Here is a 24,088-nt window from a genome sequence, read left to right as displayed (position 1 = left end):
GCGGCGCCGCCCGATGTCACCTCGGTGAAAGCGGCGCCGGGTTCACCGGCCTAGCATGGTCGGCATGACCGACACCCCCAACTCCCCCCTGCCCCCCGCCCCGCCCGAGGGCTGCATCGTCACCGAAGTGCGTGGCGCCGTGCTGCTGATCGGCATCAACCGCCCCGCCAAGCGCAACGGCTTCACGCCCCGCATGTACCGCGAGCTGGCCGAGGCCTACACCCGGCTCGACGAGGACCCCGCGCTGCGCGTGGGGGTGCTGCATGCGTTTGGCGCGCACTTCACCGCTGGGCTGGACCTGCCGACCATCGCACCGCTGATGCAGCGTGGCGAGCGCGCCATCCCGCTGGGCCTGGTCGAGCCCAACGACCTGGGCACCCCCGGCTACCGGCGCCGCACCAAGCCCCTGGTGGTCGCCGTGCAGGGCATCACCTTCACCGTGGGCATCGAGCTGATGCTGGCGGCCGATCTGGTGGTCGCTGCCGACGACTGCCGCTTTGCCCAACTCGAGGTCAAGCGCGGCATCATGGCCACCGGTGGTGCCACCCTGCGCATGGCCGAGCGCGCCGGCCTGGGCAACGCCTTGCTGCACCTGTTGACCGGCGATGAGTTCGGGGCCGCCGAGGCCCTGCGCCTGAACTTTGTGCAGAAGGTGGTCCCCGCGGGCCAGCAACTGGACACCGCCCTGGCGCTGGCGCAGGCGATTGCCGAGCAGGCCCCGCTGGCCGTCGTGGCGACCCGCCTCAACGCGCTGAAGGCCGTCGAACACGGACCGATGGTGGCCATGCACGAGTTCATCGAAACCCAGCAGCGCCTGTCCCGCAGCGAGGATGCGCGCGAAGGGGTGCAGTCCTTCATCGAGAAGCGCGCGGCCCGCTTCGTGGGGCGCTGACCGCCGCCGACCACCTCGGCCCCGCCGCTGGAACAGGCCCGCAGCCATGGCCGCCCAGCCCGGACTGACTGGCCCCTGCGCGTGGGAAGGGGCCGGGCTTGCCAGACCGCAGCGCGGCGCGCCATTCACGCGGCCAGCAGCCCTTCGTCGAAAATGGTTTTTCGCAATTAAATTGCACACAATTAAATTGATCGCCACAATTCACCCCATGACAACGCAGCCCACCCCCACCTCAGCCCAGCCGATGGATGGTCCCAGCCCCGCCATGCTGCAGCTGGACAACCAGGTGTGCTTTGCGCTGTACTCGGCCTCACTGGCCATGACCAAGCTCTACAAGCCCCTGCTCGACGAGATCGGGCTGACCTACCCGCAGTACCTGGTGATGCTGGTGCTGTGGGAGCGCGACGGCCTGACGGTGTCCGAGCTGGGCGAGCGCCTGTTCCTGGACTCCGGCACGCTGACCCCGCTGCTCAAGCGCCTCGAGGGCGCCGGCCTGCTGAGCCGCCTGCGCGACGCCCACGACGAACGCCGGGTGCGCCTGACGCTCAGCGCCCAGGGCCGCGCCCTGCGCCAACGCGCCGAGGCCATCCCCCCCTGCGTGCTGGCGGCCAGCCAGTGCAGCCTGCCCGAACTGCAAAGCCTGACCCACCAATTGCAGGCCTTGCGACACCGACTGGCGTCGGCCTGACATTCACCCTGTACCCCCCTGTCCCGCCATGCGGGCATCAACCTGAAGGAAGCACCATGACCACCAAGATCGAAAAAGTTCTGTACACCGCTGACGTCACCTCCACCGGTGGCCGCGATGGCCGCGCCATCAGTGCCGATGGCCTGCTGGACGTCAAGCTGGCCCCGCCGAAGGAACTGGGCGGTGCCGGTGGCGCCACCAACCCGGAGCAGCTGTTCGCTGCCGGCTACTCGGCTTGCTTCATGGGCGCGCTCAAGCACGTCGCCGGTGCCGCCAAGATCGCCGTGCCGGCTGACGCCTCGATCCAAGCCAAGGTGGGCATTGGCGCCATCCCGGCCGGCTTTGGCATCGAAGCCCACCTGACCATCAGCCTGCCCGGCATGGACCGCGCTGTGGCCCAGGACCTGGTGAACAAGGCCCACGGCGTGTGCCCCTACTCGAACGCCACCCGCGGCAACATCGAAGTCACCCTGACCCTGGCCTGAGCGACCTGCGCACTCCCCGTCGGCGGGCCCAGCCCGCCTACGGCGGTGGCGCGCCCCCAGCGTGACCACAGCCCACCGGCCCCTGGCCCGTGGGCTGTTTGGCTTGGGGCGCGTGCTGGCCTGGGTGCTCAAGCCGCAGCGGTCGCCACGGCGGAGGCCGGTGCCGGGTGCAGCACCACCTGGTTGCGGCCGCCCTTTTTGGCCTGGTAAAGCGCCTGATCGGCCTCGGCCAAGGCCTTCTCCAACCCATCGGGGCCCAACGGGGCCAGCCCCACGCTGACGGTCATGGGCGGCAGCACCGCACCGCCGCCGAGTGAAAACACATGCGCGGCCAGGTTGTGCCGCAGGCGCTCGGCCAGCGCGTGGCCCAGCTCGGGGCTGGCGTGGGGCAGCAAGAACGCAAACTCCTCACCGCCATAGCGGCACACCAGGTCGTCGGCGCGCAAGGCGGCGCGCAGGATGTGGGCACACTGGCGCAGCACATCGTCACCCGCCGCGTGGCTGTGCTCGTCATTGACGCGCTTGAAGAAATCCAGATCCGCCATGCCCACCACGGCGACACCGCCCGAGGCCTGCAAGGACTGGGTCAGGCGCTGCGCCTGGTCCATGAAGAAGCGGCGGTTCGGCAACTCGGTCAAGGCATCATGGTGGGCCTGAAACTCCAATTGCTGGCGCACCGATTCGTTCTCCCGCATGGCCTGCTGCAAAGCGGTGATCGCCGACTCCACCGAGCGCACTTCCATGACCCGGGATTGCGGCAGCTCGGGCACCCGGCCATGCTGGTTCAGCGCCAGCAACACCTGATGGATCTGCCGCAGCGGCTGCAAGATTTGGCGGTGCAGGCTGGCCAACAACGCCAGGCTGAAGCCGCCGACCAGGAGCATCGACAGCAACAACTGCAGCCGCGCGCGGCTCACCACCTTGGAGAGGCGGTCGAGGTCCTCGCTCATCAAATGGGCCGCCTGGGTCATGACCTCGTCGGCCAGTTGACTGAGCTGACGCGCCAGTGGCTGCCAGCGCTGACGCCAATCGGCCACGCTGGACGGGTCGCGGCTCAGGGCGGCGTCGGCTTCGGTCAGGAAATGGAACACCTGCTCGGCCAGCGGCGCCGCCTGCGGGTGCGCCTGCAGGCTGGGGTGGTGGCTGACCAGGTTGAGCAGCAGCAAGGTGCTTTGCCGCTGCGACGCCGGGGCCAGGGCCAGCACCTGCTCACCGGCGTGCCGCATCTGCTCCAGGTTGCGGCCCAGGCGCTGCAGGCGCACGATCTCGGGCACGGTGCGCTCTTGCATGCGCTGGGTGGCGGCCAGCACCTGCTGCTGCTGGTGGTCAATCAACCAAGAGGTGCCCAAGTACAGCAGCACAAACAGCGCGGCCGCCAGCGAAAAAAACCAGATGGAGCGGGTGTTGCGCCGAGGCCGCGACATCTCAGTTCACCTTGAACGGCAGGTAGCGCGAGTTGATCTTGTCGTAGACCCCGTTGCGCTCCAGGCGCTCCAGCGCCCCGTCGATCAAGGGTTTGAGTTCGGGCCGCAAGGGGCTGATGCCAAACGACGCGGCCCCGGTCAGTTCGGGCTCGCGGCGGGGTTGCACATTGAGCCCCAGGCCTTGCAAGGGCGGCTGGGCCATCAAGCCCACCACCGACATCATGGGTGCCAGCAGGCCATCGGCGCGGCCCTGGGCCAGGGCCTGCGCCAGCTCGGCGTGGGTGCCGACTTCCACCGCTTTCCACGACCGGGTCTGCGCAAAGCGCGCCTGGGCCGACCCCTGCACCACCGCCACCCGCGTGCCCGGCGCATCCAGGGCCACACCATGGCGGGCCACCCAGGCCGAAATCGAGGTGTAGTAGGGGCGCGCCAAAAGGATCTGGGCGCGCCGCTCGGGGGTGGACAGCAGGCTCATCGCTGCCACATCCACCTGGCCTTGTTTGAGTTCGTCCATGACCGCGCTGATCGTCGTGGGCACCCACTGGCAGTGCCAGTTCAGCTCGCGGCAGACGGCGCGGGCCATGTCGATGCTGTAGCCGCTGTACTCGCCCTCGGCATTGCGAAAGGACATGGGCGGCGAGTTGCCCAGGATGCCCATGCGCACCACCTCGCTGGCGCCAGGCGACCCTGTGGGCCCGGCGGCCACAGTGCCCAGCGAGCACGACAACAGCAGGCCCATGAGGCGACCAGGCCAGGCCCGCAGGCCGCCGGTCCAACGGCGAATCAAGTCACAGTTCAGCACAAAAAAGAAGGGGTCAGCGCGGTGAGACAGTATGCGTCGAACTTGTTTACATGTGGATACATTTCCCTCAACCTCCGCAGATTGTCACCCATGCGACAGCCATCAAACAGGGCCCTGGCTAGCCCGCTGCAGCGCCCTGGCCCGGTCCCCCGGACTCGGGCGCCGCGGGGGCCAGACCCAGCAGGCTCAGTTGAGCCACTTGGCCGTGATGCGTTGGTAGTCGCCCTGGGCCCGGATCAGGTGCAGCCACTGGTCCACGTAGGCCTTGGTCAGCGTGTCGCCGCGCGGCAACAGGTAGGCCATTTCGCCGTACTGCAGAGGCTTGTCGGGGTTCACGGCACACAGGCCCGGGTTGAGCTTTTGCTGCACCAGGGTCTCGGCCGACTCGGTGACGAACACATCGGCACGGCCACTCAGCACCTCATTGAAGATGGTGATGTTGTCGGTGTGGATGGTCAGCTGCGCGGTCTTGAAATTGGCCCGGGCGAAACGCTCGTTGCTGCCCCCGGGGTTGGCCACCACCTTGACACCCGCCTGGTCAATGGCGGCCACGGTCTGGTAGCGCGACACGTCGGCACAACGCACCAGGGGCGTCTTGCCGTTGACCATGTAGGGCACGCTGAACCAAGCTCGCTTCTGGCGCTCCAGGGTCACCGAGATGCCCCCCACCGCGATGTCGCAGGCGCCCCCGGTGAAGTCGTCCATGAGCTTGGCCCAACTGGTTTTGACAAACTGCGGCTTGACCCCCAAGGAGGCGGCCAGCGAAGCGACCAGGTCCACGTCGAGGCCTTCAAAACTCCCATCGGGCAAGGCGAAGCTGAAGGGCTTGTAGTCGCCCGGGGTGCACACCTTGAGCACACCGGCCTTCTGCACCTCGTCGAGGCTGGCCGCCTGGGCCGCAGAGCAGGACAAAGCGAGCAGTGCGGTCGCCACGAAAGAGCGGGAAAAAAGAGACATGGGCAGGTTCCTGTTGAAGCGCAACACGATGCAAGTACGGTGCCATCATGCAGGGCCCGGAGCCCCCGCGCCCATCCCCAACAACCCTCAGGCCCAGCCTCCGCGTGTCACTTGGGCGGCAGCCCCATGCGCTCGGCGGCCACCCGTTGGTGCAGCAGTTCACGCCAGGCCTGGGCCGCCACCGACAGGGCCTGGCCCTTGCGGCGTGCCAGCACCACGGGGCGCGACAAGGCCGGCTCCAGGAAGGGCAGCACCGCCAGGCCGGGGCCCGCAAAGTGAAACAGCGTCAAGGCAGGCACCAGGGTCAGGCCCAAACCGGCGCGCACCAGGCCGGCCAGCGTGGCCAGGTGCTCGACTTCAAGCGCACTGGTGCGCCAGCTCGGGCGCAGGTTCAGGCGCTCAATCTGCTGGCGCACGCTGCTGCTGCGCGCCAGGTGGATCAGCTCCTCGCCCGCCAGATCATCCCAACGGGCCCCCGCCGCCCCGCGCGCGGCCAGGCGGTGCCGGGCCGGGCAGACCAGCCAGTAGGGTTCGGTCAACAGCAACTCGGTGTCGAACTCGCGCAGGTCGCCCCCGGCGGTCAAGGCAAAGTCCACCCGCCCCTCGCGCAGCAGGTTGGTCGCCCCCTGGGCCAGGGTGTCGTGCACCGTCAACTGCACCTGGGGGTGCTGCTGGCGCCACTGCGCCACCAGCTCGGGCAACCAGACCGCGGCCAGCGAGGGCAGCGCCGCCACCGCCACCCGCCCGGCCTGCAAGCCGGCCAGGGCCTGCAAACGCCCCAACGCCTGCTGCAGCTCCTGCTCCAGGCGCAACACCTCCTGCGCCAGCAGTTCACCCTCGGGCGTCAGGCTGACCTGGCGGGTCGAGCGCTCGAACAGGCGCGCACCGACCGCGGTCTCGAGGCGCCGGATCTTCTGGCTGAACGCGCTCTGCGACAGGTGACAGCGCTCGGCCGCCCGCGTGAAGTGGCGGGTCTGCACCAGGGCCGCAAAAGCCTCCAGATCGGACGAGGACCAGCGGATTGGATTCAGTGAATTCATGGATCAATCCATTCAATCAATCCATTTTACAAATGTCCACTGGGCGGCCACACTGCGCCCATGTTGTCCACCTCCCCCTCCCAGGTGCCGCTGCTGATTGGCTGCGGTGCCGGTTTCTCAGGCGACCGCTGGGACGCTGCCGTCCCCGTGGTGCGCACCCTGATCGCGCGCGGTGGCCCCGCGGTGCTGATGTTCGAGACCCTGGCCGAACGCACCCTGGCGCTGGCCCAGTTGCAGCGGCGCCAGAACCCGCAGGCCGGCTATGAGCCGACGCTGGCGCGCTTCATCCGCCCGGTGCTGGCCGACTGCATCGCGCACGGCATCCCCATCGTGGGCAATTTCGGCGCTGCTCACCCGCATGGCGCGGCGGCCTGCCTGCAGGCCTTGGCCCAAACGCTGGGCCTGCCGCCGCTGCGCATTGGCGTGGTCGAAGGCGACGATGTGCTGGCCCAACTGACGCCCGAACAACTGGCCCAGGTGCGCGGCCCGCACCCAGGCGCCCCGGTCAGCGCCAACGCCTACCTGGGCGCGCAGGGCATCGCGGCCTGCCTGCGTGCCGGCGCGCAGATCGTGGTCACCGGCCGCGTGGCCGACCCGGCCCTGGCCCTGGGCCCGATGCTGGCCCACTTTGGTTGGGCCGAGGACGACTGGGACCGGCTCGCCGCAGGCACCATCGCGGGCCACCTGCTCGAGTGCGGCGCCCAGGTCTGTGGCGGCTACTTTGCCGACCCGGGCCTGAAGGACGTGCCCGACCTGGCCCATGTGGGCTTCCCGGTGCTGAGCATGGCCGCCGATGGCCGCTTCACGGTGGGCAAGGCCGACCACACCGGGGGCTGCGTCGACGAGCGCACCGTCAAGGAGCAACTGCTGTACGAGATCCACGACCCCGCCGCCTACCTGACCCCCGACGTGGTGGCCGACATCAGCGCGGTGCAGGTGCAGGCCATCGGCCCCAACCAGGTGCAGGTCAGCGGGGTGCGCGGCCACCCGCGCCCGGCCACGCTCAAGACCACCGCCTGCTTTGAAGGGGGCTGGCTGGCCGAGGGCGAGATCTCCTACGCGGGCCCCAACGCCGTGGCCCGCGCCCGGCTGGCGGCCGAGGTGGTGCGCACCCGCCTGGCCGAACAGGCCCCGGCGCTGGCCCCGCTGCGCTGCGACCTGATTGGCGTGGCCAGCCTGTTCAACGACGACGCCAGCGACTGGGCCCGCGCGCAAGGCGCCGAGGCCGCGACCGACCCGCTGGCGCTGACCGACGTGCGCCTGCGCGTGGCCGCGCGCAGCCCGCAACGCGAGGACGCCGAGCAACTGACGCGTGAAGTGCTCGCGCTCTACACCTGCGGTCCCGCCGGCGGCGCGGGCGTGCGCACGGCCATCACCCCCCGCCTGGCCAGCGAATCCTGGTACGTGCCGCGCGCCTGGATCCAAGAACGATGGAGCCTGCTGTGACAAAATCGCCCCGACCCGAGACCCTGCCCAACGCGCTGCCCGACACCGTGCCTCTGAGCTACCTGGCCCATGGCCGCACCGGTGACAAGGGCAACCACTCCAACATCAGCGTGATCGCTTACGAGCCCCAATCCTGGCCGCTGCTGCTGGAACAAGTGACCGAGGCGCGCGTGGCCGAACTGTTCGCCCACCGGCGCCCGAGCCGGGTCACGCGTTACCTGCTGCCCCAGCTGCAGGCGATGAATTTCGTGCTCGAAGACGTGCTCGAAGGCGGTGTGAATGATGCGCTCAACCTCGACGGCCATGGCAAAAGCCTGTCCGGCCTGCTGCTGAGCCTGCCCATCCACCGCCCCACCGCGCCCGACGCCTGAGCCCCTCACAACACCAAGGAGACCCCATGAACTTCACCCCGAACCGCCGCCACCTGCTGCTGCAAACCACCTTGGTGGCCGGCCTCGCCGCCTGGGGCGGCAACGCCTTGGCCCAAGGCTACCCAGAGAAGCCCATCACCTTCGTGGTGCCCTTCACCGCCGGCAGCGCCACCGACCAACTGGCCCGCGCGCTGGCCAACGCCATCGGCAGCGACGGCAAGTACAGCGTGGTGGTGGACAACAAGCCCGGCGCCAACGCCTTCATTGGCGCCCAGGCCGTGGCCAAGGCCAAGCCCGACGGCTACACCGTGCTGATCGCCACCAACACCACGCACGCCGCCAACGAGCACCTCTACAAGAAACTGCCCTACGACCCGATCAAGGACTTTGAGCCGATCACCGCGCTGGGCCGCGGCGGCCAGCTGATGGTGGTGGGCGCGCAGTCGCCGTTCCACAGCGTGGGCGACTTCGTCAAGGCCGCCAAGGCCAACCCGGGCAAGTACTCGTTTGGCGCGGGCAGCTCGTCAAGCCGCATCGCCGGGGAGATGTTCAAGCAGTTGACGGGCACCTTCATCGTGGCCATCCCCTACCGCAGCAACCCGCCCGCGGTGACCGACCTGATCGGCGGCCAGCTCGACCTGATGTTCACCGACATGGCCACCGGCCTGCCCCAGGTCAAGGGCGGCAAGCTGCGCGCCCTGGGCGTGACGCCACGCCAGCGCAGCCCGCTGGCCCCCGACGTGCCGACCATCGAAGAAGCCGGCGTCAAGGGCTACGAAGCCACCTACTGGTTCGCGGCCTACGCCCCGGCCGGCACCCCGGCCCCGGTGGTCGCCAAGCTCAACGAGCTGCTGCACAAGGCGGCGCGCGGCAGCGCCAGCACGGCCTTCTACCAGCCCACCGGCACCGAGGTCTACCTGAACAGCCCCGACGAGCTGCGCAAGTTCCAGGCCGCCGAATCGCTGAAGTGGGCCCGCATCATCAAGGCGGCCGGCATCGAGCCCGAGTGACGCCCTGACCGCCCCACCGCCCGGGGGAGCCGGCTCAGGCGCCCGGGTGGCCGGGCGCCCCGAGTTGCTGTGCGATCACCGGGTCATAACGGCCATCGACCAGCACAAACAACATGCGGCACAGCCGACCCGAGCGGTTGGCCCAGGCGTGGTTGGTGCCGCGCTGCACCACCACGCTGCCAGGCCTCAGCACCACTTCAGAGTCATCAAGCACCAGGGTCATCTCACCCTCGATGACCACGCCGTAGTCCACCGACTCGGTGCGGTGCATCAGCGGGTGGGGCGAATCGGCGGCCACGGTGGACGCGCTGGCGTCGCCGATCTGGGTGAAGGCGTCCTTCATGCGGCCGGCACCGTGCGCCAGATACTCGGCCGTGTCGGGCGGGATGTCCACAAAGCGGATGCGCGTGCCCTGCGACGGCGGCGGCAGGCGCAGCGGGCCCACGGTGGGGTCGGCGCCGTTGTCCACGCGCACCGGCGTGCTGTCGGTGCTCCAGACCTCATGGAACACCGTGCCCGGGATGGCTTCGATGGCCACCACCGTGGGCAAGGGGCCGTTGCTGCTGATGACGGCTTGGCCGCGGTCATTGTGACCCGTGACCACGCGGTGGATGGGGGGGAAAGCGGTGCAGGTGCTCATGGCGAAGGGTGTCCAGGTTCCAAAACGGTAGAAAGCAACATCACATCAGGTCAAGGATGGCGACAGCCCGGGTCCAGCCCGCCGAGGCGCCACGGATCTTGTGCGGGAAACAGCTCACGGTGAAGCCGTGGGGCGGCAGCGCCTCGAGGTTGTGCAGTTTCTCGAGGTGGCAATAGCCAATGTCCCGTCCGGCCTTGTGCCCTTCCCAGATCAGCGCCTTGTTGCCGGTCTCGGCGATGCGCTTCGCGGTATAGGAGAACGGGGCGTCCCAGCTCCAGGCGTCGGTGCCGGTCAGACGCACACCGCGCTCCAGCAGGTACATGGTGGCCTCGTAGCCCATGCCGCAGCCGGCGTTGAGGTAGTCGGGCTGGCCGTAGCGCGCGCCCGCACGGGTGTTCACCAGCACGATGTCCAGCGGCTGCAAGGTGTACTGGATGCGCGCCAACTCGGCCGCCACATCCGCAGCAGTGGCCACATAACCATCGGGGAAATGCCGGAAGTCCAGCTTCACCCCAGGTTGAAAGCACCACGCCAGCGGCACTTCATCGATGGTGATGGACGGCTTGGCCTCGCCGAAGTGGGCGTCCATGGTCGAGTGGAAGTGGTACGGCGCATCAAGGTGGGTGCCGTTGTGGGTGGTCAGCGTCACCCACTCGGCCGCGGCGGCCTGGCCGTCGGGGTAGTCCTCGACCTGGGTGCCCGGCAGCATGTGCATGAACTCGGGCAAGGTGTCGGCGTGGCGCTGGTAGGTGATGCGCGGCGCCAGCGGGGGCGGGTCGGACAGCACATCGTTTTCGAGGTAGATCGACAGGTCGATCAGTTGGCGGTTGGGCTTGGGGGTCATGGGGTTTGCCAGCGAAGGAGGAACAACATCACGGTGCGCTGCGCGCAGCGTCGGGGCGCAGGCCGGGGGCCTGGCGGGCCTGCGCAAAGCAGCCCACGGCGCCGATCGCGATGAGCAAGGCCGCCACGGCCAGGCTCTCGTAGCCGGCCCACTTGACCAGGGTGCCGCCCAGCACCGGGCCCAGGGCGGCACCCGCCATCATCATGGCCGGCGTGGCCGCCAGCGCCCGACCGCTGGGGTCGAGCCGGGCCAGCAGGCCAAAGGCAAAGGTGTGGGTGAAGATCATCACCGCGGCGAACACCGAGGCCGCGGCGGCGTAAGGCGCGAACTGCTGGCTTTGGGTCATCAGCAACACCAGCGCCAGCTGAACCACGGGCCCGCACAGCACCACGCGTTCAGCCGGCCAACGCCGCTGCAACAGCGCGGCCAGGCCAGCGGGCAACAGGTTGACCAGGCCCAGCGCCACCAGGACCGCGTTGACGGCCGGCTGGCCAAAGCCCCGGTCGATGCCGATGCGCTCGAGGAAGCTGAACATCATCGCTTGCACCAGGGCCATGCAGCTCACGCCCAGCGCCCCGAACCAGACCGCGCGGCCCAGACCAGCCCGCGGCGCAGCCGCCACCGAGGCCGGCACCGGCGACGCCGCCACGGTGCGTGGGAAAACCAGCGCCGCGACCGCACCGGCCACCGCCATCACCCCCGCGAACACCTGAAACAGCCGGTCGCCGCCCCAACGCGCCATCAGCGGTGGCAGCGCCGCAAAGAACACCACCGCAAACACCCCCAGCGCCATGCCCACCAAGGCGAACAGCCGGTGCGGGTTGGCGCTGCGTGCGATGGTGCCGTGGGTGCAGCTCAACGCCGCGGCCGAGGTCACGCCAGCCAGCAGGTGCAGGCCGGCCATCCAGGCGTAGTCGGTGGTCTGCGAGACCCCGGCAAAGGCCAGCGCGGCCAGGCCAAAGCCCAGGCTGGTCACCAGCCGCCCCGGCAGGCGGTGCAGGCGCGGTGCCACAGCCAGGCTGCTGAACACGGCGCCAGCCAGGAACAGGGTGACCAGGCCACCGGCCTGTTGGGGGTCGAGCCGGTAGGCCGACACCAGGGTGCCCACCCACAAGGGCAGGGCCACCAAGTCCAGCATGCCCGCGCAGTGCGCCAGCATCAAGGCCAGCCGGGCCGACCCACGTTCGGTGTCGGCGCGCGGCCCGGCCAGGGCCGCGCCATGGGCAATCACGGGAGCGGGGGCGCGGCTCATACGGGCTCCGCCAGGCTCATGAGGGAGTCGCGCATGATGCGCGCGTGCTCGGCCTTGTCGCCCCCGGTGATCTCGATCTCACCCAGGCGCCCCGAGTTCTCGACCACCATGCGGCAGCGCTCCCAGCGCCGCGCCTCAAAGCGCTGCAGCGCGGCGTCGATGTCGTTGCCCGCGTCCAGCTCTTCGGCCAGCACCAGCGCGTCCTCGATGCCGATGCAGGCGCCCGAGGCCAGGTGCGGCGTGGTGGCGTGCACCGTGTCACCGATCAACACCACCCGCCCCTGGTGCCAGGGGCGCGGCATGAGCAGGCCTTCCAGCGGGCGGAAGACGATCTGCGACTCGGGTGTCAGCAGCGCGCGCACCTGCTGCACCAGCGGGGCACTGAAGGGCTGCAGCAAGGTGTCCAGCAGGCGGTGGAAGTCGGCCGGCGGCACATGGGTGTTGTGCTCGCGGTCCTCGGTCACGAACAGGTACATCTCGGTCTTGGAGACCGGGTTGACGCCCACCTTGATGCGCGGGCCGACCCACATCATCGCGTGCTGAACGCTGTCGGGTCGGGGCAGCACGGCACGCCACACGGCCTGCCCGCTGTAGCGGGGCGCCGGGGCCTGCGGGAACACCGCTTGCCGCACCTTGGAGTACAGGCCATCGGCACCGATGACCAGGTCGTAACGCAGCTCACGGCCGTCGGTGAAGCGCACATCCACCCCTTCGGCGTCCGGTCGGATGTCGGCGAAGGTGCAACCCAGGAACACCTGGGCGCCTGCGGCGCGCGTGGCCTCGGCCAGCAGGCGCGCCAGCACGGGACGCATGATCGCGCCGCCGCCCGGCACCTCGGGGCCCGCAATGCGGGGTGTGGGCAGCATGGCCAGCGAGCTGCCGTTGGGCGCCAGCAGCTCGACGCCGTCCGAAGCGTGGCCGACCTCCAGGAACTGGGACAGGATGCCCAGTTGCCGGAACGCGCGCAGCGTGGCGCCGCCCAGGCTGATACCGGCGCCGTACGAACGCCAGCCGGGGTCGATCTCGACCAGGTCCACGGCGTGGCCGCGCTTGCGCAGTTCGATGGCGGCCGACATGCCGGAGAAGCCGCCGCCGATGATCAATATCTTGGGTTGTTGAATGCTCATGAAATGTCTCCGTGTTTTGAAATCAGGGCCTGCCGGGGCAGGCGCAGTTCACCCTCGGGGCTGCTCTCGATCGGCAGCCGTTGCAGCGACTGTCCAAGACAGGGCCCCAGGGTGCAAACCCCGCTGGCCATGTCGAACTGCGCGCCATGGGCGTGACAGACGATGCGGTTGCCCGCCGCGTTGAGGTAGGCATCCTTGCGCCACGCCATGGGCGTGCCCTGGTGGTGCGGGCAGGCGTCGCGGTAGGCGTGCACCTGGCCCTGCCAGCGCACCAGCAGCACCGAGTCCTGCCCCTGCTGCAAGGGGTCGAAGCCGCGTGAGCTGCCCTCGGGCAGCTCATCGCTGTGGCACAGTCGGATCCAAGAGGACACGGCCCGGTCCGCCTCAGTGGCCCGCGGCCGCCGCCCCGGGCGGCGGGCCCGACGGCGCCCACTTGTCGCGGTGCTGGAACAGGAACAGCTGCGAGGCATCGGCGCCCATCGGGGTCTCGCGCGCCTGCCACTGGTCGTCGTGCTGGTCCATGTCGGCGTCGTACTCGACGTGGCAACCCAGCGGGCTGTTGAAGTACCAGAACCAGTTGGAGCCAAAGCGGTGCCGCCCCGGGCCCCAGAACGACTGGTAGCCCTGGTTGACGAAACGTGTGCCCGCCTGCATCAGCTCGGACGGCCCCCCCAGGTGGAAGGTGAAGTGCTCCACCCCCTTCATGAACGGCGGGGTCTGGATCATGAACAGCGTGTGGTGGTCCAGCGTCCCGGCGGGACGCAGGAACGGGCCCACACCCGTGAAGCGGTCGGTGCAACGGAAACCCAGGCGCTGCACATAGAAGGCCTCGGCGCGCGCCACGTCGGGCACGAAATACACCACATGCGACAGGGTGCGCGGGCGGATCAGGGTGTCGTCGCTGGCGGCCACCTGGTTGGGCGCACGCTGGGCCGGCGCGCCGGGGGCGTTGAGGGTCTCGGCGGGCAGGTTGATCGGGCGGCGCACGCTGAGCTGAAAGCCCAGCGTGAAGCCCATGTCGTCCACGGCTTCGATCGAGCCGTCGGGCAGGCGGCGCACCGTGCGGTCGCGGCCGAGTTCGGTGGCGATGGCCTCCAGCGCCGCCGCGTCGGCCACGCCGTACACCGTCTTGCGCAACTGGCTGGCAGTGCCCAGGCTCGGGGGCAGCGACGGGTCGTCCTGGCGGGCCAGCACGATGGCGGTGCCGTCCAGGGCCTCAAAGCGGCCGCCGCGGGCGTCCACGCCCACCGGCTGCAGGCCGTAGTCGGTCAGGTAGCGGCTGCAGGCCGCGAGGTCGTCGACGCCAAAGACCAGGGCGTCGGGTCCGATGATGTTCATGCGAAGTCTCCAAAAATCAAGGGCGGTGCCCAGGCCTCAGCCCGGGCGCTTGTTCAGGGCGGTGCGGCCGCCGAGGGTCTCGGCCACCCAGTCGGCGATGTAGGCGCCGGCATTGGCCGAGTTGTCGAAGCTCGAGTGCTGCACGCCGCCTTCGCGGTCGGTGAACACCTTGAGCTCGCGCTTCGGGCTGTTGACCAGCTGCTCGTAGGTGCGGTGCGCCCAGGCCAGCGGGATCTGCGAATCCTTCTCGCCGTGGGTCACCAGGAAGGGCACGCGGATGCGGTCCAGCACGCCGTCGAGGTGCACGTTCTCGGCGATGCGCATGAAATCCTCCTGGTCCTTGGCGCCCCAGACCCAGCGCACATGCTCCCAGTAGTGCGGCACCGGGAAGCTGCCCTCGCGCGCCAGGCGCTTCTTTTGCACGTCGCGCCAGTCGTGGTTGGCGCCCCACACCACGCCGCAGGCAAAGCGCGGCTCAAAGGCCACCGCACGCGGGCAGTAGTAGCCGCCCAGCGACACGCCCTCGAGGCCGATGCGGGCGGGGTCGACATCGGCGCGGGTTTGCAGCCAGTCCACCACGCGGCTGGCCCAGTGCTCGCTGTCGTAGCGCGCTGTGAGCCCGAGCAGGCGCAAGGCCTCGCCGGTGCCGGGCTGGTCGATGATCAGCGAGGACACGCCGCGCTTCGCCAGCCAGGCCGGCAGGCCCACGCGGTACTTCATCTCCTTGGTCGAGTCCAGGCCGTTGACCTGCACCAGGACCGGCGCCGGCCCGCTGACGCCTTCGGCTCGTACGAACAAACCCGACAGATGCTGGCCTTCGTAAGGGATCTGCACGAACTCGCAGGGCTCGCCCGCGAGCTCGATGCTGCGGCGAAAGGTCCGCAAGAACTGCTGGTACAGGGCCAGGCGGCCCTCGCTGCCGTGGGCCAGCAGGCGCTCGGCGGTGATCTGGTAGGTCGCGGCGCGGTTGAGCTTGTCGCCAGCCGAGATCAGGCGGCCACGGGCCTCGTCCTCGGCGGCCAGGTCACAAAGCTGGTCGGCCATGCGCACCCAGGTGTCGCGGAAAGCGGCGGTACCGGCCGCGTCGGGTTGTTTGGCCGCATCGGCCAGCGGCGCGCACATGGCCTGTATCTCGCCCATGCGGGCGCCCATCTCGATGGCCAGGTTGATGGACAGGTCCCAAACATAGTTGGTGGGAAAGAAACGAAACATCCAAGGTCCTCTTCAAAAAAACGGGGGCCACCGGGCCGAGTGCCGGCCCGGCACAACAACTCAGTGCGCGCCCGGCCCAATGCCCAAGGTGGCAAAGAAGCGGCGCGTCGGGGGGTCGGAGAAGTCGGGCACGAAACGGAAGGCCACGATGCGGCCCTCGCGCACCCGCACCACGTCCACGCCCAAAACCCGCTCTACGCCGGCGCGGCGGGTCAGCTCGCTGCGCAGCGCCAGGTTGGCGCTGACGGTGTCGCCCTGAACCTGGGTGTCGAGCACGGTGATCTGGCCCGACTGGCTCAGCACCGTGGCGTCGATGTAGAGCATCAGGCACTGCTTGTGGCTCATCTCTGGGCGACAAGCAGGGAAGTCGTTGCGCTCCACCTCGTCGGCAATCAGGGCCGCGACAGCGGCTTTGTCCTGGGCCTTGACGGCCGCCAAGTACTGCTCGAAGACTTGGGCTGGGGTGGCCGGGGCCGCCACCGCGAGACCCGGCCCGCCCGCCACCACGCAGACCGCCAGGGCCGCCCCCACCCAGCGCAGGTGCAGGCAATGGCACAGGAAATGGCTCAACAGATTCATGGGGATTTACCTTCGTTGGGAGCAGCAACCCGGGGGTTGCAGGGCGCTGCGGGACGCAGCAGAAAGTGCGCAAGGGCGGGCAGCAGCACCAGCGCGCCGAACATGTTCCAGAGGAACATGAAGGCCAGCAGCAACCCCATGTCGGCCTGGAACTTGATCGGGCTGAAAACCCAGGTGACCACGCCGATGGCCAGGGTGACGCCGGTCAACATGACCACCTTGCCGGTGAACAACAGCGCCTGGTAATAGGCCTGAGACAACGTGGCGCCCGCACGCAACTGCGCCAGCGTGATGCTGAGGATGTACAGCGCATAGTCCACACCGATGCCCACACCCAGCGCAATGACGGGCAAGGTGGCGACCTTCACGCCCATGCCCAGCCCGACCATCAGGGCCTCGGCCAGCACCGAGGTCAACATCAGTGGCAACACCGCCACCAACACCGCACGCCAGGACCGAAAGGTGATGAAGCACAGCAGCACGACGGCCGCGTAGACCATCAACAGCATCTCGTGCCAGGCGCTCTTGACGACGATGTTGGTGGCGGCCTCGATGCCCGCCGAACCGGCGGCGAGCAGAAACTCGCCCTCGGGGCGGTTGTTGTCGCGCGCAAACGCCTCGACCAGGCCGACCACACGGCTCAAGGTGTCGGCCTTGTGGTCGCGCAGGTACACATACAGCGGGAGCAGGCTGCAGGCATCGTTGTAGAGGCCGCGCGGGGCCCCCGCCGTGACGGTGTTGAGCATGTCCTGGTTGGGCAGGAACTCATACCACTTGGGGCTGCCTTCGTTGAGACCGGACAGCACGCGGCGGTTCAGCAGCGCCAGGGTGTTGGTGGCCTCCACACCCTCCAGCTGGCGCAGCTGCCATTCGAGGGCATCGATCCGGTTCAGCACCGCGTAGTTCGCACACTGGCCCTCGGGGGTCTTGACCATCACGGCCAGCACATCGCTGGAGGCGCCATAGGCCGCGTTGACGTAGGCCACGTCGCGGTTGTAGCGGCTGTCGGCGCGCAGTTCGGGCGCGCCCGGATCGAGGTCGCCCACCTGCAACTGGGTGCTCCCGTGGTAACCCGCCAGCGCCAGCGCGGCCGCCCCGACCAGCGCGCCCAGGGCCCAGCGGCGTTGGGTGAAGCGGTCCAGCAAGGCCCAGGCCGGGTGGCGCGCCGCACCGGACGCATCGGCCAGTTCGCTGCGCAGGCTGCGCGCAGCCGCGGCCTGGCTGACGCCGGTGTAGCTCAGCAGGATGGGCAGCAGGATCAGGTTGGTGAAGATCAGCATCGCCACGCCCAGCGAGGCGGCAATGGCCAGCTCGCGGATCACCTGGATGTCAATCACCAGCAGCACCGCAAAACCCACGGCGTCGGCCAGCAAGGCGGTCAGCCCGGCCAGGAACAGGCGGCGGAAGGTGAAGCGGGCCGCCACCAGGGGCGAGATGCCGCGCCCGATGTCCTGCATGATCCCGTTCATCTTCTGCGCGCCATGGCTCATGCCGATGGCAAACACCAGAAACGGCACCAGGATCGAGTACGGGTCCAGCGCGGAGCCCAGCATGGGCAGCAAGCCGAGCTGCCAGACCACAGCCACCAGCGAGGCCAGCACCACCAGGGCAGTGGAACGTGCACAGCGCGTGAAGCCATAGACCATGGCGGCCGCAATGACCACCGCCAGCGCAAAGAACACCAGCACCACGCGCACCCCGGCGATCAGGTCACCAACGATCTTGGCAAAGCCCGTGATGTGCAGCGTGACGCCTCGGCCCTCGTACTGGGTGCGCAGGGCTTCCAGGCGCTCGGACAGCGCTGCGTAATCGAGGCGCCGGCCCTGCGGGTCTCGCTCCAGCAGGGGCACGTAAAGGGCGGTCGATCGGCCGTCCAGCGCTACCACCTGCCCCAGCTCGCCCGAGCGCGCGATGTTGGCGGCCAGTTGCTGCAGGCTGGCGGGCGAGCCGTCATAGCCATCGGGAATCACCGGCCCGCCTTCGAGCCCCTCTTCGGTCACCCCGACCCAACGGGTGCTGGGGGTCCAGAGCGATTTCATCTGGGTGCGGGCCACGCCCGGGATCAGGAACACCTCGTCGCTGATCTGGCGCAGGGTCTCAAGGTAGGCGGGGTCGTACAGGCTGCTGCCTTGCGTGTTGACGACCACGATGCGCACCGCATTGCCCAGGCCGCTGAGCTCGCCCTGGTGCTTCAGGTAGTTCTGCACATAGGGGTGGCTGACGGGGATGGTTTTGTCAAAGCTGGCGTTGAGTTGCAGCCCGGTGGCCTGCCAACCGAGGAGCACGGTGGCGAGCGCACAGAACAGCAGCACCCAGCGCCGGTGGTTGAACAGCAGGCGCTCGATGGCCGAGCCCGAGCGGGGATCGAAGTCGGCTCCGGCAGGTGCGACGACCGAGGGGTGCGACGGGACGTGGGCGCTCATGGCTGGGCTCCTGGGGCCGCCGCAGCGGCGCTGGCGGGCGCGACGGTCTGCAGGCGCAGCCCTTGCAGGCCGACGGTCAACAAAGACCCGCCCGCCAGCGGCAACACCCCACTGAGGGGGGCCTGGGGCTTGCCCGGCACGGGCTGCAGCGCCCCCTGGCGCTGTTGCAGCACCAGGCCCGCCTGATTGACCCACCACAGCTGGCCATCGGCGCCTTGCGCCGAGCCCGTGATGCTGGCGTGGACCGGGTTGTGGACCGGCTGCCAGTGCTGCCCCGCGTCTTGAGTGTGCCAGATCTGGCCGCGCAGGCCCGCCACCACAAACTCGGTGGGGCTGAGCATCTCTGCCGTGAAAAAGCTGCCCTGGTAAGGGCTGGGCAGGCGCTGGAAGCGCCGCCCGGCATCGCTGGAATACAGCAGCAGACCCTGCTCACCGGCCAGCAGGAGGGCCGCCCCATGGTGGCGCACCGCGTACAGGTGCAAGCCCTTGGGATTGTCCAGGCGCTCGGTCCACGGGGCCCAGTTCAGGCCCCCGTCCTCGCTGGCCCACGCCAGGCCAAAGGCGCCCACCACCAGCACGCGCTGCGGCGCCACCCAGGCCACGTCGAGCAGGGGCTTGTCAGCGCCATCCTGCACCAGGCGCTCGGCCTGGGCGATGGCCCCGGCGTGCTGGCGGGCGCGGGCCTCGCTCAGCAGGGCCTGAGCCATCTGGCGACCATTCAGGCGCTGTTGCCAGCTTTGACCGCCATCCTGGGTGCTCAGCACCACACCCCCGTGGCCCACCGCGATGCCGCGGCGCTCCGATTCGAAGCGCACGGCCGTCAGGGTGACGCTGACCGGCACCTGGGCCTGGTGCCAAGTGCGCGCCTGGTCCGGGCTCCACAGCACCAAACCGCGCTCGCCCACCACCACGGTGTGCGGGCCGGCCTGGGCCGCTGCCAGCAGCACCGAGTTCGGCCCCAGGCGGGTGGCCAGCGCAGGCCGGTCCAGGCTGTCAACCACCGGGGCGGCCTGGGCCACGCCCAGCAGGCCGCCCAGGGCGGCGCCCCACCGCAGCGCCCCGCGACGGCTGGCGCACACGGGCACTGGCGTCGGTGTGGCCAGCAAGGCAGCACGACACCACCGGAACGGCAGCGCGACAAAAGCAGCCAGCAGGTCAGCAAGCGAAGCGGCGGCGGGGCGCACGCGCCGGGCCGGCACGGAGCCCGCGAGGTCAGCGGGAGGGAAAGCGGTCCCGGGGGATGCGGGTCCAGTGGGGCGACGCGGGCGGTGGGGCACCGTCAGGGCGTCAGCAGGCGCGGTCATGGCGAGTCTCGATCTTCAAAGGGGTGGCGAACCGGGCCCGCAAGGGCCCGGCCCCGAGGGAACAGGAAGGGGCAACGGTCGGGTCGGGCCCTCAGCGGATCCCCTCGCCAGCCATGGCGTCGGGAGTGAACACGGTGTCCGGCAGGCGCGGCTTGATCGCGTAGTGCACTGGCTTGCTGTTGTAGAGGTTGGCCACATAGGCCTGCCCGGTCAGCAGGTCATTCATGCCCATGGCGCCGACCACAGTGCCCGGCAGGTCCGGGGCCACCAGGGTCTGCGACCACAGGGTGCGCCAGAGTTGACCGTTGGCGTCCCAGCGGTCGCCCAGCACGCAGGTCCAGGTGTCCTCGTCACAGTAGTAGCGGCTGCGCACGGCCTGGTGGCGCTGGCCCTGACGCAGCTTGGCCTCGATGACCCAGACGCGGTGCAGCTCCCAGCGCACATGGTCGGGGTTGAGGTGGTGGGCGCTCAGCACTTCGGCGTCAGTCTTGGGCTGCAGCAGCTTGTTGCCGTTGTAGGGGATGAACATCTCCTGCTTGCCGACCAGGGTCCAGTCAAAGCGGTCGATGCGGCCGTTCCAGGTCTCCAGCTCATCGAAGCTCATCACGCCTGCGGTGGCCGGGGCCGGGGTGTCGCAGCAGGGGTTGGGCAGCTTGCGCACACGGCGCTGGCCGGTCAAGTAGACCCAGGCCTGGTCTTTGCTGCCGTCCACCTGGGTGCGCCCGACGATGGCCTCGCCCGCGCGGATCGGCGGGCCGGTGTTGATGAGGCGGATCAGCCAGGTCTCGTTCTTCTTGGCGAACTGCTCGGGATTGCCGTCTTCAAAGTAATACGGCATCTGCTGGTCGGCCTGGCCGTCGGTGGTCATCACGGCCTTGCCCTCGGCGGTGAGCTGGTACTGGGTGGCCTGCCATTGCCAAGTGGCACCGCGCCAGCGCAGGATGTGGTTGCTGATGGCCTCGGCGCCGGTCTTGGGAATCGGGAACGGGATGCCGCCGTAGGCGCCCTCGATGACGTCGTTGTTGAGCTTGGCGCGGGTGGCGTTCTTGAAGGTGTTGTCGTAGACCCACTGCGGCGCCGCGGCCGTGCGGTGGCTGCGGTACACGTCGACCCGGAAGCTGTCGGGGTATTTCTTGAGCAGGGCTCGCGTGCCTTCGCTGAGCTTGGCCGCGTGTTGTTCGGCGTTCTTGGCGTTGATCGAGAACAGGGGCTTCTCGTCCTTGAACGGATCGCCACGCCGACCACCGGCCTTGTCGCCCGCGATGGGCTGGGTGTAGCCCCCGGTCCAGGCCGGGATGGTGCCGTCGGCATTGCCGGCCTTTTGCGCCCCGAATGGGGTCAGTTCAGACTTGAGCTTGGCCGCCTCATCGGCACTCACCGCCGCCACTGCGGGCACCATCCCTGAAACCGCAGCAGCGGCGGTCAGCATCGAAATCAGCATCGTTTTGTTCACGCTTGTCTCCAGTCGAAATCAGAAGGTCCGGCGGATCGACAGCGAGACAAAGTCACGGTCGCCAAGGGGGTTGCCGGTGGTGTAGGTCGGGGTGCCGCCGGTGAGCAGCGGGGTGTAGTTGACGAGGGGCGCCGAGCCGCCCAGGAAGCGGGTGTAATTGAGGGCGAACTGCCACACGCCCTCGTACGTGCCTTCCACACCGAAGGTGGCCGACCCCGTGCCCTTGGGGCCCCAGGACTGGCCGGTGATGGCGGAGTTGCCGTCCAGCACATAGCGCAGGCCCAGCGGTACGCTGAGGTCCAGACCCGGCAGCACCTGCCGGTAGCTGGGGCTGAAGACCATCTGCAGCGCCGTGGCGTCGCGGGTGCGCAGGGGGTCGAGGTGGCCTTGCGGGTCGCGCTTGCTGAGCAGGCGGTTCCAGGCGATCTCACCCAGGAAGGTGGCTTCGCGGGCCACGAAGCTGGGCCCCAGCGAGCTGAGCCACGAGAGGTTCAGGTGCGCCGTCTTGCCGGTGGCCAGCACGCCGGTGGGGCCCACGTTGGCGTAGACGATGTTGCTGTTGACCAGCGGCATGTCCTGGCGCAACGAGGTCTCGACCGACACATTGGTGTTGCCCAGCGAGTGGCTGGCGCTGGCGCCCACGGTCTTCACGGCCTGGGGAAAGGCGTAGTACCACTGGCCCTGCCCGCCCGTCACATTGAGCTGCGAGAACAATTGCCCGGCCTTGTCGTGGTAGCGCGCGGCATAGAAGCCCAGGTCGGTCTCCTCGAGGCGCCACTTGAGCTGGGCCCCGAACTGACCACTGTCGGGTGGGCGCACGTCCGCGCCCGGGCGCAACACCGCGCTGCCCACCACCTCGTTGAGGCCCGAGCCGCCCCAGATGGTGTTGGCATTGCTGAAATAGCTGCCGGCCGGGGCCATGCGGTCGGCCTCCCAGCGGAACTGGTAATAGCCGCCGATCGACACGTCAGACGACAGTGGCAGCTGCGCCGACACCTGGGGCACCGGGCGAATGATTTCCTTGAACTGGGCGTTGGGCGAGGACATCAACTTCCAGATGTCGATCGGCCCCTGGGCGCGGGCGATGCCGTTGTCGCCAAAGAACAGGCTTTCGCCGTACTGCAGGGCGTGGCGGCCCAGGCGGGCAGTGGCCTTGTTGCCGTTGGCCAGCGGCAGCGCGCCGAAGACGAAGGCGTCCAGCACCTCGGCCTTGCGCCCGGCCAGGTCGCGGGTGGCGCTGGAGAACTGGTTGTACACCGCCTGTCCGTTGCCGGGGTCAGTGGCCGAGGTGGTGCCGCTGTAGGCGGCGTCGTACCAGGCGGCGGCGCTCAGGCGCAGGCCCAGGTCTTTGCGGTAGACGAGGTCGAACTCGCTCAGCAGGTCGAGGCGCTTGGAGACGATGCCTTGCCGGCGGAAGTTGTCATCGCCAGCGTTCAGGTTCAGGGCCTGCGGAAACGCCGAGGCGGCCACGCCGGGCACGATCTGGCGGGTGCTGTTGGCCAGGGCGGGCTGGGCGTCTTGCAGGCGGTACTGCGTGCTGGCCTTGACGGTGTTGTCAAAGCGGATCTTGAGGTCTTCGTTGCCGGTGTCCAGCTCCAGGGCGTGCGCGCCCGGGAACATGACCATGGACAGGGCCCACAGGGGCAGGCGGGTCCATCTGGTGCGCTGGCGCAGGCGCTGAGGTCTGAGTTGCATGGTGTGTGTCTCCGTGGGTTTCAGGGGCCTTCTTGGCGAGGCTTTGAGCGGCTTGGCCGATCGATGCCGCGAAGGTTACGAAGCCGACACACATTCGTAAAATGGTTTCAACACATCTAAGATATCGATCCCATGAATACATAAGGGGTTAACACTGAGGTGTGGCCCGCAGGACCGCGATGCGTTTCAACAAACTGGATCTGAACCTGCTGGTGGCGCTGAACGCGATGCTCAGCACCTGCAGCATCAGCCGCGCCGCCGAGCGCCTGCACATGAGCCAGTCGGCCATGAGCAACGCCCTGGCGCGGTTGCGCGAGTACTTTGACGACGAGCTGCTGGTGCAAGTGGGGCGGCAAATGGAGCTGACCCCGCGTGCCGAAGTGCTCAAGGAGGCGGTGCGCGACGTGCTGATGCGGGTCGACACCACCATCACCGCGCAGCCCGAGTTCGACCCGGCGCGCTCGGAGCGCGAGTTCCGCATCTTTGTCTCGGACTACTCGCTGAGCACCCTGATGCCGCAGCTGATGGTGCTGGCCCATGCCCAGGCCCCACGGGTGCGATTTCACCTGATGCCGCAGGTGGAGCAACCCCAACGGGCGCTCGAGCAGGGTCAGGCCGACTTGCTGGTGATTCCCAAGGAGTTCTGCTCGCCCGACCACCCAACCGACACCGTGTTCCAGGACGAGTTTGTCTGCGCCGTGTGCAACCAGGGCCGCTTCCGCGACCGCGAGCTGACGCCGGACTCCTACCTGGCCGCCGGCCATGTGATCATGCAGCCGCCGGCAGGGGGGCAATCGCTGGAGTCGGCCTTCATGCTGCGCCACGGCATCGCGCGCCGCGTGGAGGTGTCCACCTTCAGCTTCATGACCGCACCGCACCTGGTGGTGGGTACCGACCGCATCGCCACCATGCACCGGCGCCTGGCCCAGCAGGCCAGTCGGCACCTGCCAATCCGGCTGCTCAAACCGCCGATGCCGATCCCGCCCATGGTGCAGGTCATGCAGTGGCACAAGCACCGCTCCAAGGACCCGGGCCTGCTGTGGCTGCGCCAGACCCTGCTGGCCGCGGCCGCACGGATGGACGAAGCGACCACCGCCTAGAGGCCC

23 protein-coding genes are annotated in these 24,088 nt (G+C 68.9%); 7 read left to right on the top strand and 16 right to left on the bottom strand.

Annotated elements, in window-relative coordinates:
* The first annotated feature begins 64 nt into the window (after positions 1-64).
* From PSQ40_RS09975 to PSQ40_RS09965, 3 genes are all read left to right on the top strand, one after another.
* Positions 65-892, top strand: a complete 828-nt coding sequence (locus PSQ40_RS09975; protein WP_273951240.1) for a crotonase/enoyl-CoA hydratase family protein — start codon at positions 65-67, stop codon at positions 890-892.
* A gap of 208 nt (positions 893-1,100) precedes the next feature.
* Entirely contained in the window at positions 1,101-1,580 is a 480-nt protein-coding gene (locus PSQ40_RS09970; RefSeq protein WP_273951239.1) for a MarR family winged helix-turn-helix transcriptional regulator, read from the top strand.
* Between the two features lie 56 nt (positions 1,581-1,636).
* Entirely contained in the window at positions 1,637-2,065 is a 429-nt protein-coding gene (locus PSQ40_RS09965; RefSeq protein WP_273925077.1) for an organic hydroperoxide resistance protein, read from the top strand.
* 128 nt (positions 2,066-2,193) lie between these two features.
* On the opposite strand, the gene PSQ40_RS09960 is transcribed toward PSQ40_RS09965, so the two are convergent.
* From PSQ40_RS09960 to PSQ40_RS09945, 4 genes are all read right to left on the bottom strand, one after another.
* Positions 2,194-3,489, bottom strand: a complete 1,296-nt coding sequence (locus PSQ40_RS09960; RefSeq protein WP_273951238.1) for a GGDEF domain-containing protein — start codon at positions 3,487-3,489, stop codon at positions 2,194-2,196.
* A 1-nt stretch (position 3,490) separates the two neighbouring features.
* A complete protein-coding gene (locus tag PSQ40_RS09955) occupies positions 3,491-4,276 on the bottom strand; it encodes an ABC transporter substrate-binding protein (protein WP_273951237.1) in 786 nt (261 codons plus the stop codon).
* 201 nt (positions 4,277-4,477) lie between these two features.
* Positions 4,478-5,248 (bottom strand): transporter substrate-binding domain-containing protein, encoded by a 771-nt coding sequence (locus PSQ40_RS09950; RefSeq protein WP_273951236.1) that lies wholly within the window; start codon positions 5,246-5,248, stop codon positions 4,478-4,480.
* A 107-nt stretch (positions 5,249-5,355) separates the two neighbouring features.
* Complete coding sequence (locus PSQ40_RS09945) at positions 5,356-6,288, bottom strand: LysR family transcriptional regulator (RefSeq protein ID WP_273951235.1); 933 nt, start codon at positions 6,286-6,288, stop codon at positions 5,356-5,358.
* A 60-nt stretch (positions 6,289-6,348) separates the two neighbouring features.
* Here PSQ40_RS09945 and PSQ40_RS09940 point away from each other — a divergent pair, with 60 nt between their 5' ends.
* The 3 genes from PSQ40_RS09940 to PSQ40_RS09930 are packed head-to-tail and all read left to right on the top strand — an operon-like array spanning position 6,349 to position 9,115.
* The gene (locus tag PSQ40_RS09940; RefSeq protein WP_273951233.1) at positions 6,349-7,734 is read left to right on the top strand and encodes an acyclic terpene utilization AtuA family protein; all 1,386 of its coding nucleotides are present in this window, start codon (positions 6,349-6,351) and stop codon (positions 7,732-7,734) included.
* Positions 7,731-8,105 carry an AtuA-related protein gene (locus PSQ40_RS09935; protein WP_273951232.1) on the top strand — a complete coding sequence of 125 codons (375 nt, stop codon included), beginning with the start codon at positions 7,731-7,733 and terminating at the stop codon, positions 8,103-8,105. The genes PSQ40_RS09940 and PSQ40_RS09935 overlap by 4 nt, the downstream gene beginning before the upstream one ends.
* A gap of 26 nt (positions 8,106-8,131) precedes the next feature.
* Positions 8,132-9,115: a Bug family tripartite tricarboxylate transporter substrate binding protein gene (locus PSQ40_RS09930; RefSeq protein WP_273951231.1), complete on the top strand. Its 984-nt coding sequence runs from the start codon at positions 8,132-8,134 to the stop codon at positions 9,113-9,115.
* Between the two features lie 34 nt (positions 9,116-9,149).
* On the opposite strand, the gene PSQ40_RS09925 is transcribed toward PSQ40_RS09930, so the two are convergent.
* The 12 genes from PSQ40_RS09925 to PSQ40_RS09870 form a co-directional block, all read right to left on the bottom strand.
* Entirely contained in the window at positions 9,150-9,755 is a 606-nt protein-coding gene (locus PSQ40_RS09925) for a cupin domain-containing protein (protein WP_273951230.1), read from the bottom strand.
* A 40-nt stretch (positions 9,756-9,795) separates the two neighbouring features.
* Positions 9,796-10,599, bottom strand: coding sequence for a cyclase family protein (locus tag PSQ40_RS09920; RefSeq protein WP_273951229.1), 804 nt, complete (start codon positions 10,597-10,599; stop codon positions 9,796-9,798).
* Between the two features lie 28 nt (positions 10,600-10,627).
* The gene (locus tag PSQ40_RS09915) at positions 10,628-11,851 is read right to left on the bottom strand and encodes an MFS transporter (protein WP_409338578.1); all 1,224 of its coding nucleotides are present in this window, start codon (positions 11,849-11,851) and stop codon (positions 10,628-10,630) included.
* Entirely contained in the window at positions 11,848-12,978 is a 1,131-nt protein-coding gene (locus tag PSQ40_RS09910; RefSeq protein WP_273951227.1) for an FAD-dependent oxidoreductase, read from the bottom strand. The genes PSQ40_RS09915 and PSQ40_RS09910 overlap by 4 nt, the downstream gene beginning before the upstream one ends.
* Positions 12,975-13,349, bottom strand: a complete 375-nt coding sequence (locus tag PSQ40_RS09905; protein ID WP_273951226.1) for a Rieske (2Fe-2S) protein — start codon at positions 13,347-13,349, stop codon at positions 12,975-12,977. Before PSQ40_RS09905 ends, PSQ40_RS09910 begins: the two co-directional genes overlap by 4 nt.
* Before the next feature lie 13 nt (positions 13,350-13,362).
* Complete coding sequence (locus tag PSQ40_RS09900; protein ID WP_273951225.1) at positions 13,363-14,316, bottom strand: VOC family protein; 954 nt, start codon at positions 14,314-14,316, stop codon at positions 13,363-13,365.
* Positions 14,317-14,352: 36 nt separating this feature from the next.
* Complete coding sequence (locus PSQ40_RS09895; RefSeq protein ID WP_273951224.1) at positions 14,353-15,528, bottom strand: alpha/beta hydrolase family protein; 1,176 nt, start codon at positions 15,526-15,528, stop codon at positions 14,353-14,355.
* A gap of 60 nt (positions 15,529-15,588) precedes the next feature.
* A complete protein-coding gene (locus tag PSQ40_RS09890; protein WP_273951223.1) occupies positions 15,589-16,107 on the bottom strand; it encodes a nuclear transport factor 2 family protein in 519 nt (172 codons plus the stop codon).
* Positions 16,104-18,530 carry an efflux RND transporter permease subunit gene (locus tag PSQ40_RS09885; protein WP_273951222.1) on the bottom strand — a complete coding sequence of 809 codons (2,427 nt, stop codon included), beginning with the start codon at positions 18,528-18,530 and terminating at the stop codon, positions 16,104-16,106. Before PSQ40_RS09885 ends, PSQ40_RS09890 begins: the two co-directional genes overlap by 4 nt.
* Positions 18,527-19,834, bottom strand: a complete 1,308-nt coding sequence (locus PSQ40_RS09880; RefSeq protein WP_273951221.1) for a WD40/YVTN/BNR-like repeat-containing protein — start codon at positions 19,832-19,834, stop codon at positions 18,527-18,529. Before PSQ40_RS09880 ends, PSQ40_RS09885 begins: the two co-directional genes overlap by 4 nt.
* A 91-nt stretch (positions 19,835-19,925) precedes the next feature.
* Complete coding sequence (locus tag PSQ40_RS09875) at positions 19,926-21,287, bottom strand: DUF1329 domain-containing protein (protein WP_337961826.1); 1,362 nt, start codon at positions 21,285-21,287, stop codon at positions 19,926-19,928.
* 18 nt (positions 21,288-21,305) lie between these two features.
* The gene (locus tag PSQ40_RS09870) at positions 21,306-22,982 is read right to left on the bottom strand and encodes a DUF1302 domain-containing protein (protein WP_273951220.1); all 1,677 of its coding nucleotides are present in this window, start codon (positions 22,980-22,982) and stop codon (positions 21,306-21,308) included.
* Between the two features lie 179 nt (positions 22,983-23,161).
* Between PSQ40_RS09870 and PSQ40_RS09865 the strand changes: the two genes are divergently transcribed.
* Positions 23,162-24,082: a LysR family transcriptional regulator gene (locus PSQ40_RS09865; RefSeq protein WP_273951219.1), complete on the top strand. Its 921-nt coding sequence runs from the start codon at positions 23,162-23,164 to the stop codon at positions 24,080-24,082.
* Positions 24,083-24,088 lie beyond the last annotated feature (6 nt).

The organism is Curvibacter cyanobacteriorum (genome assembly GCF_028649475.1).
Taxonomy (GTDB): Bacteria; Pseudomonadota; Gammaproteobacteria; order Burkholderiales; family Burkholderiaceae_C; genus Curvibacter; species Curvibacter cyanobacteriorum.
The sequence above is the reverse complement of the archived record's forward strand: the minus strand, read 5'-3'. Positions and strand labels throughout refer to the sequence as shown.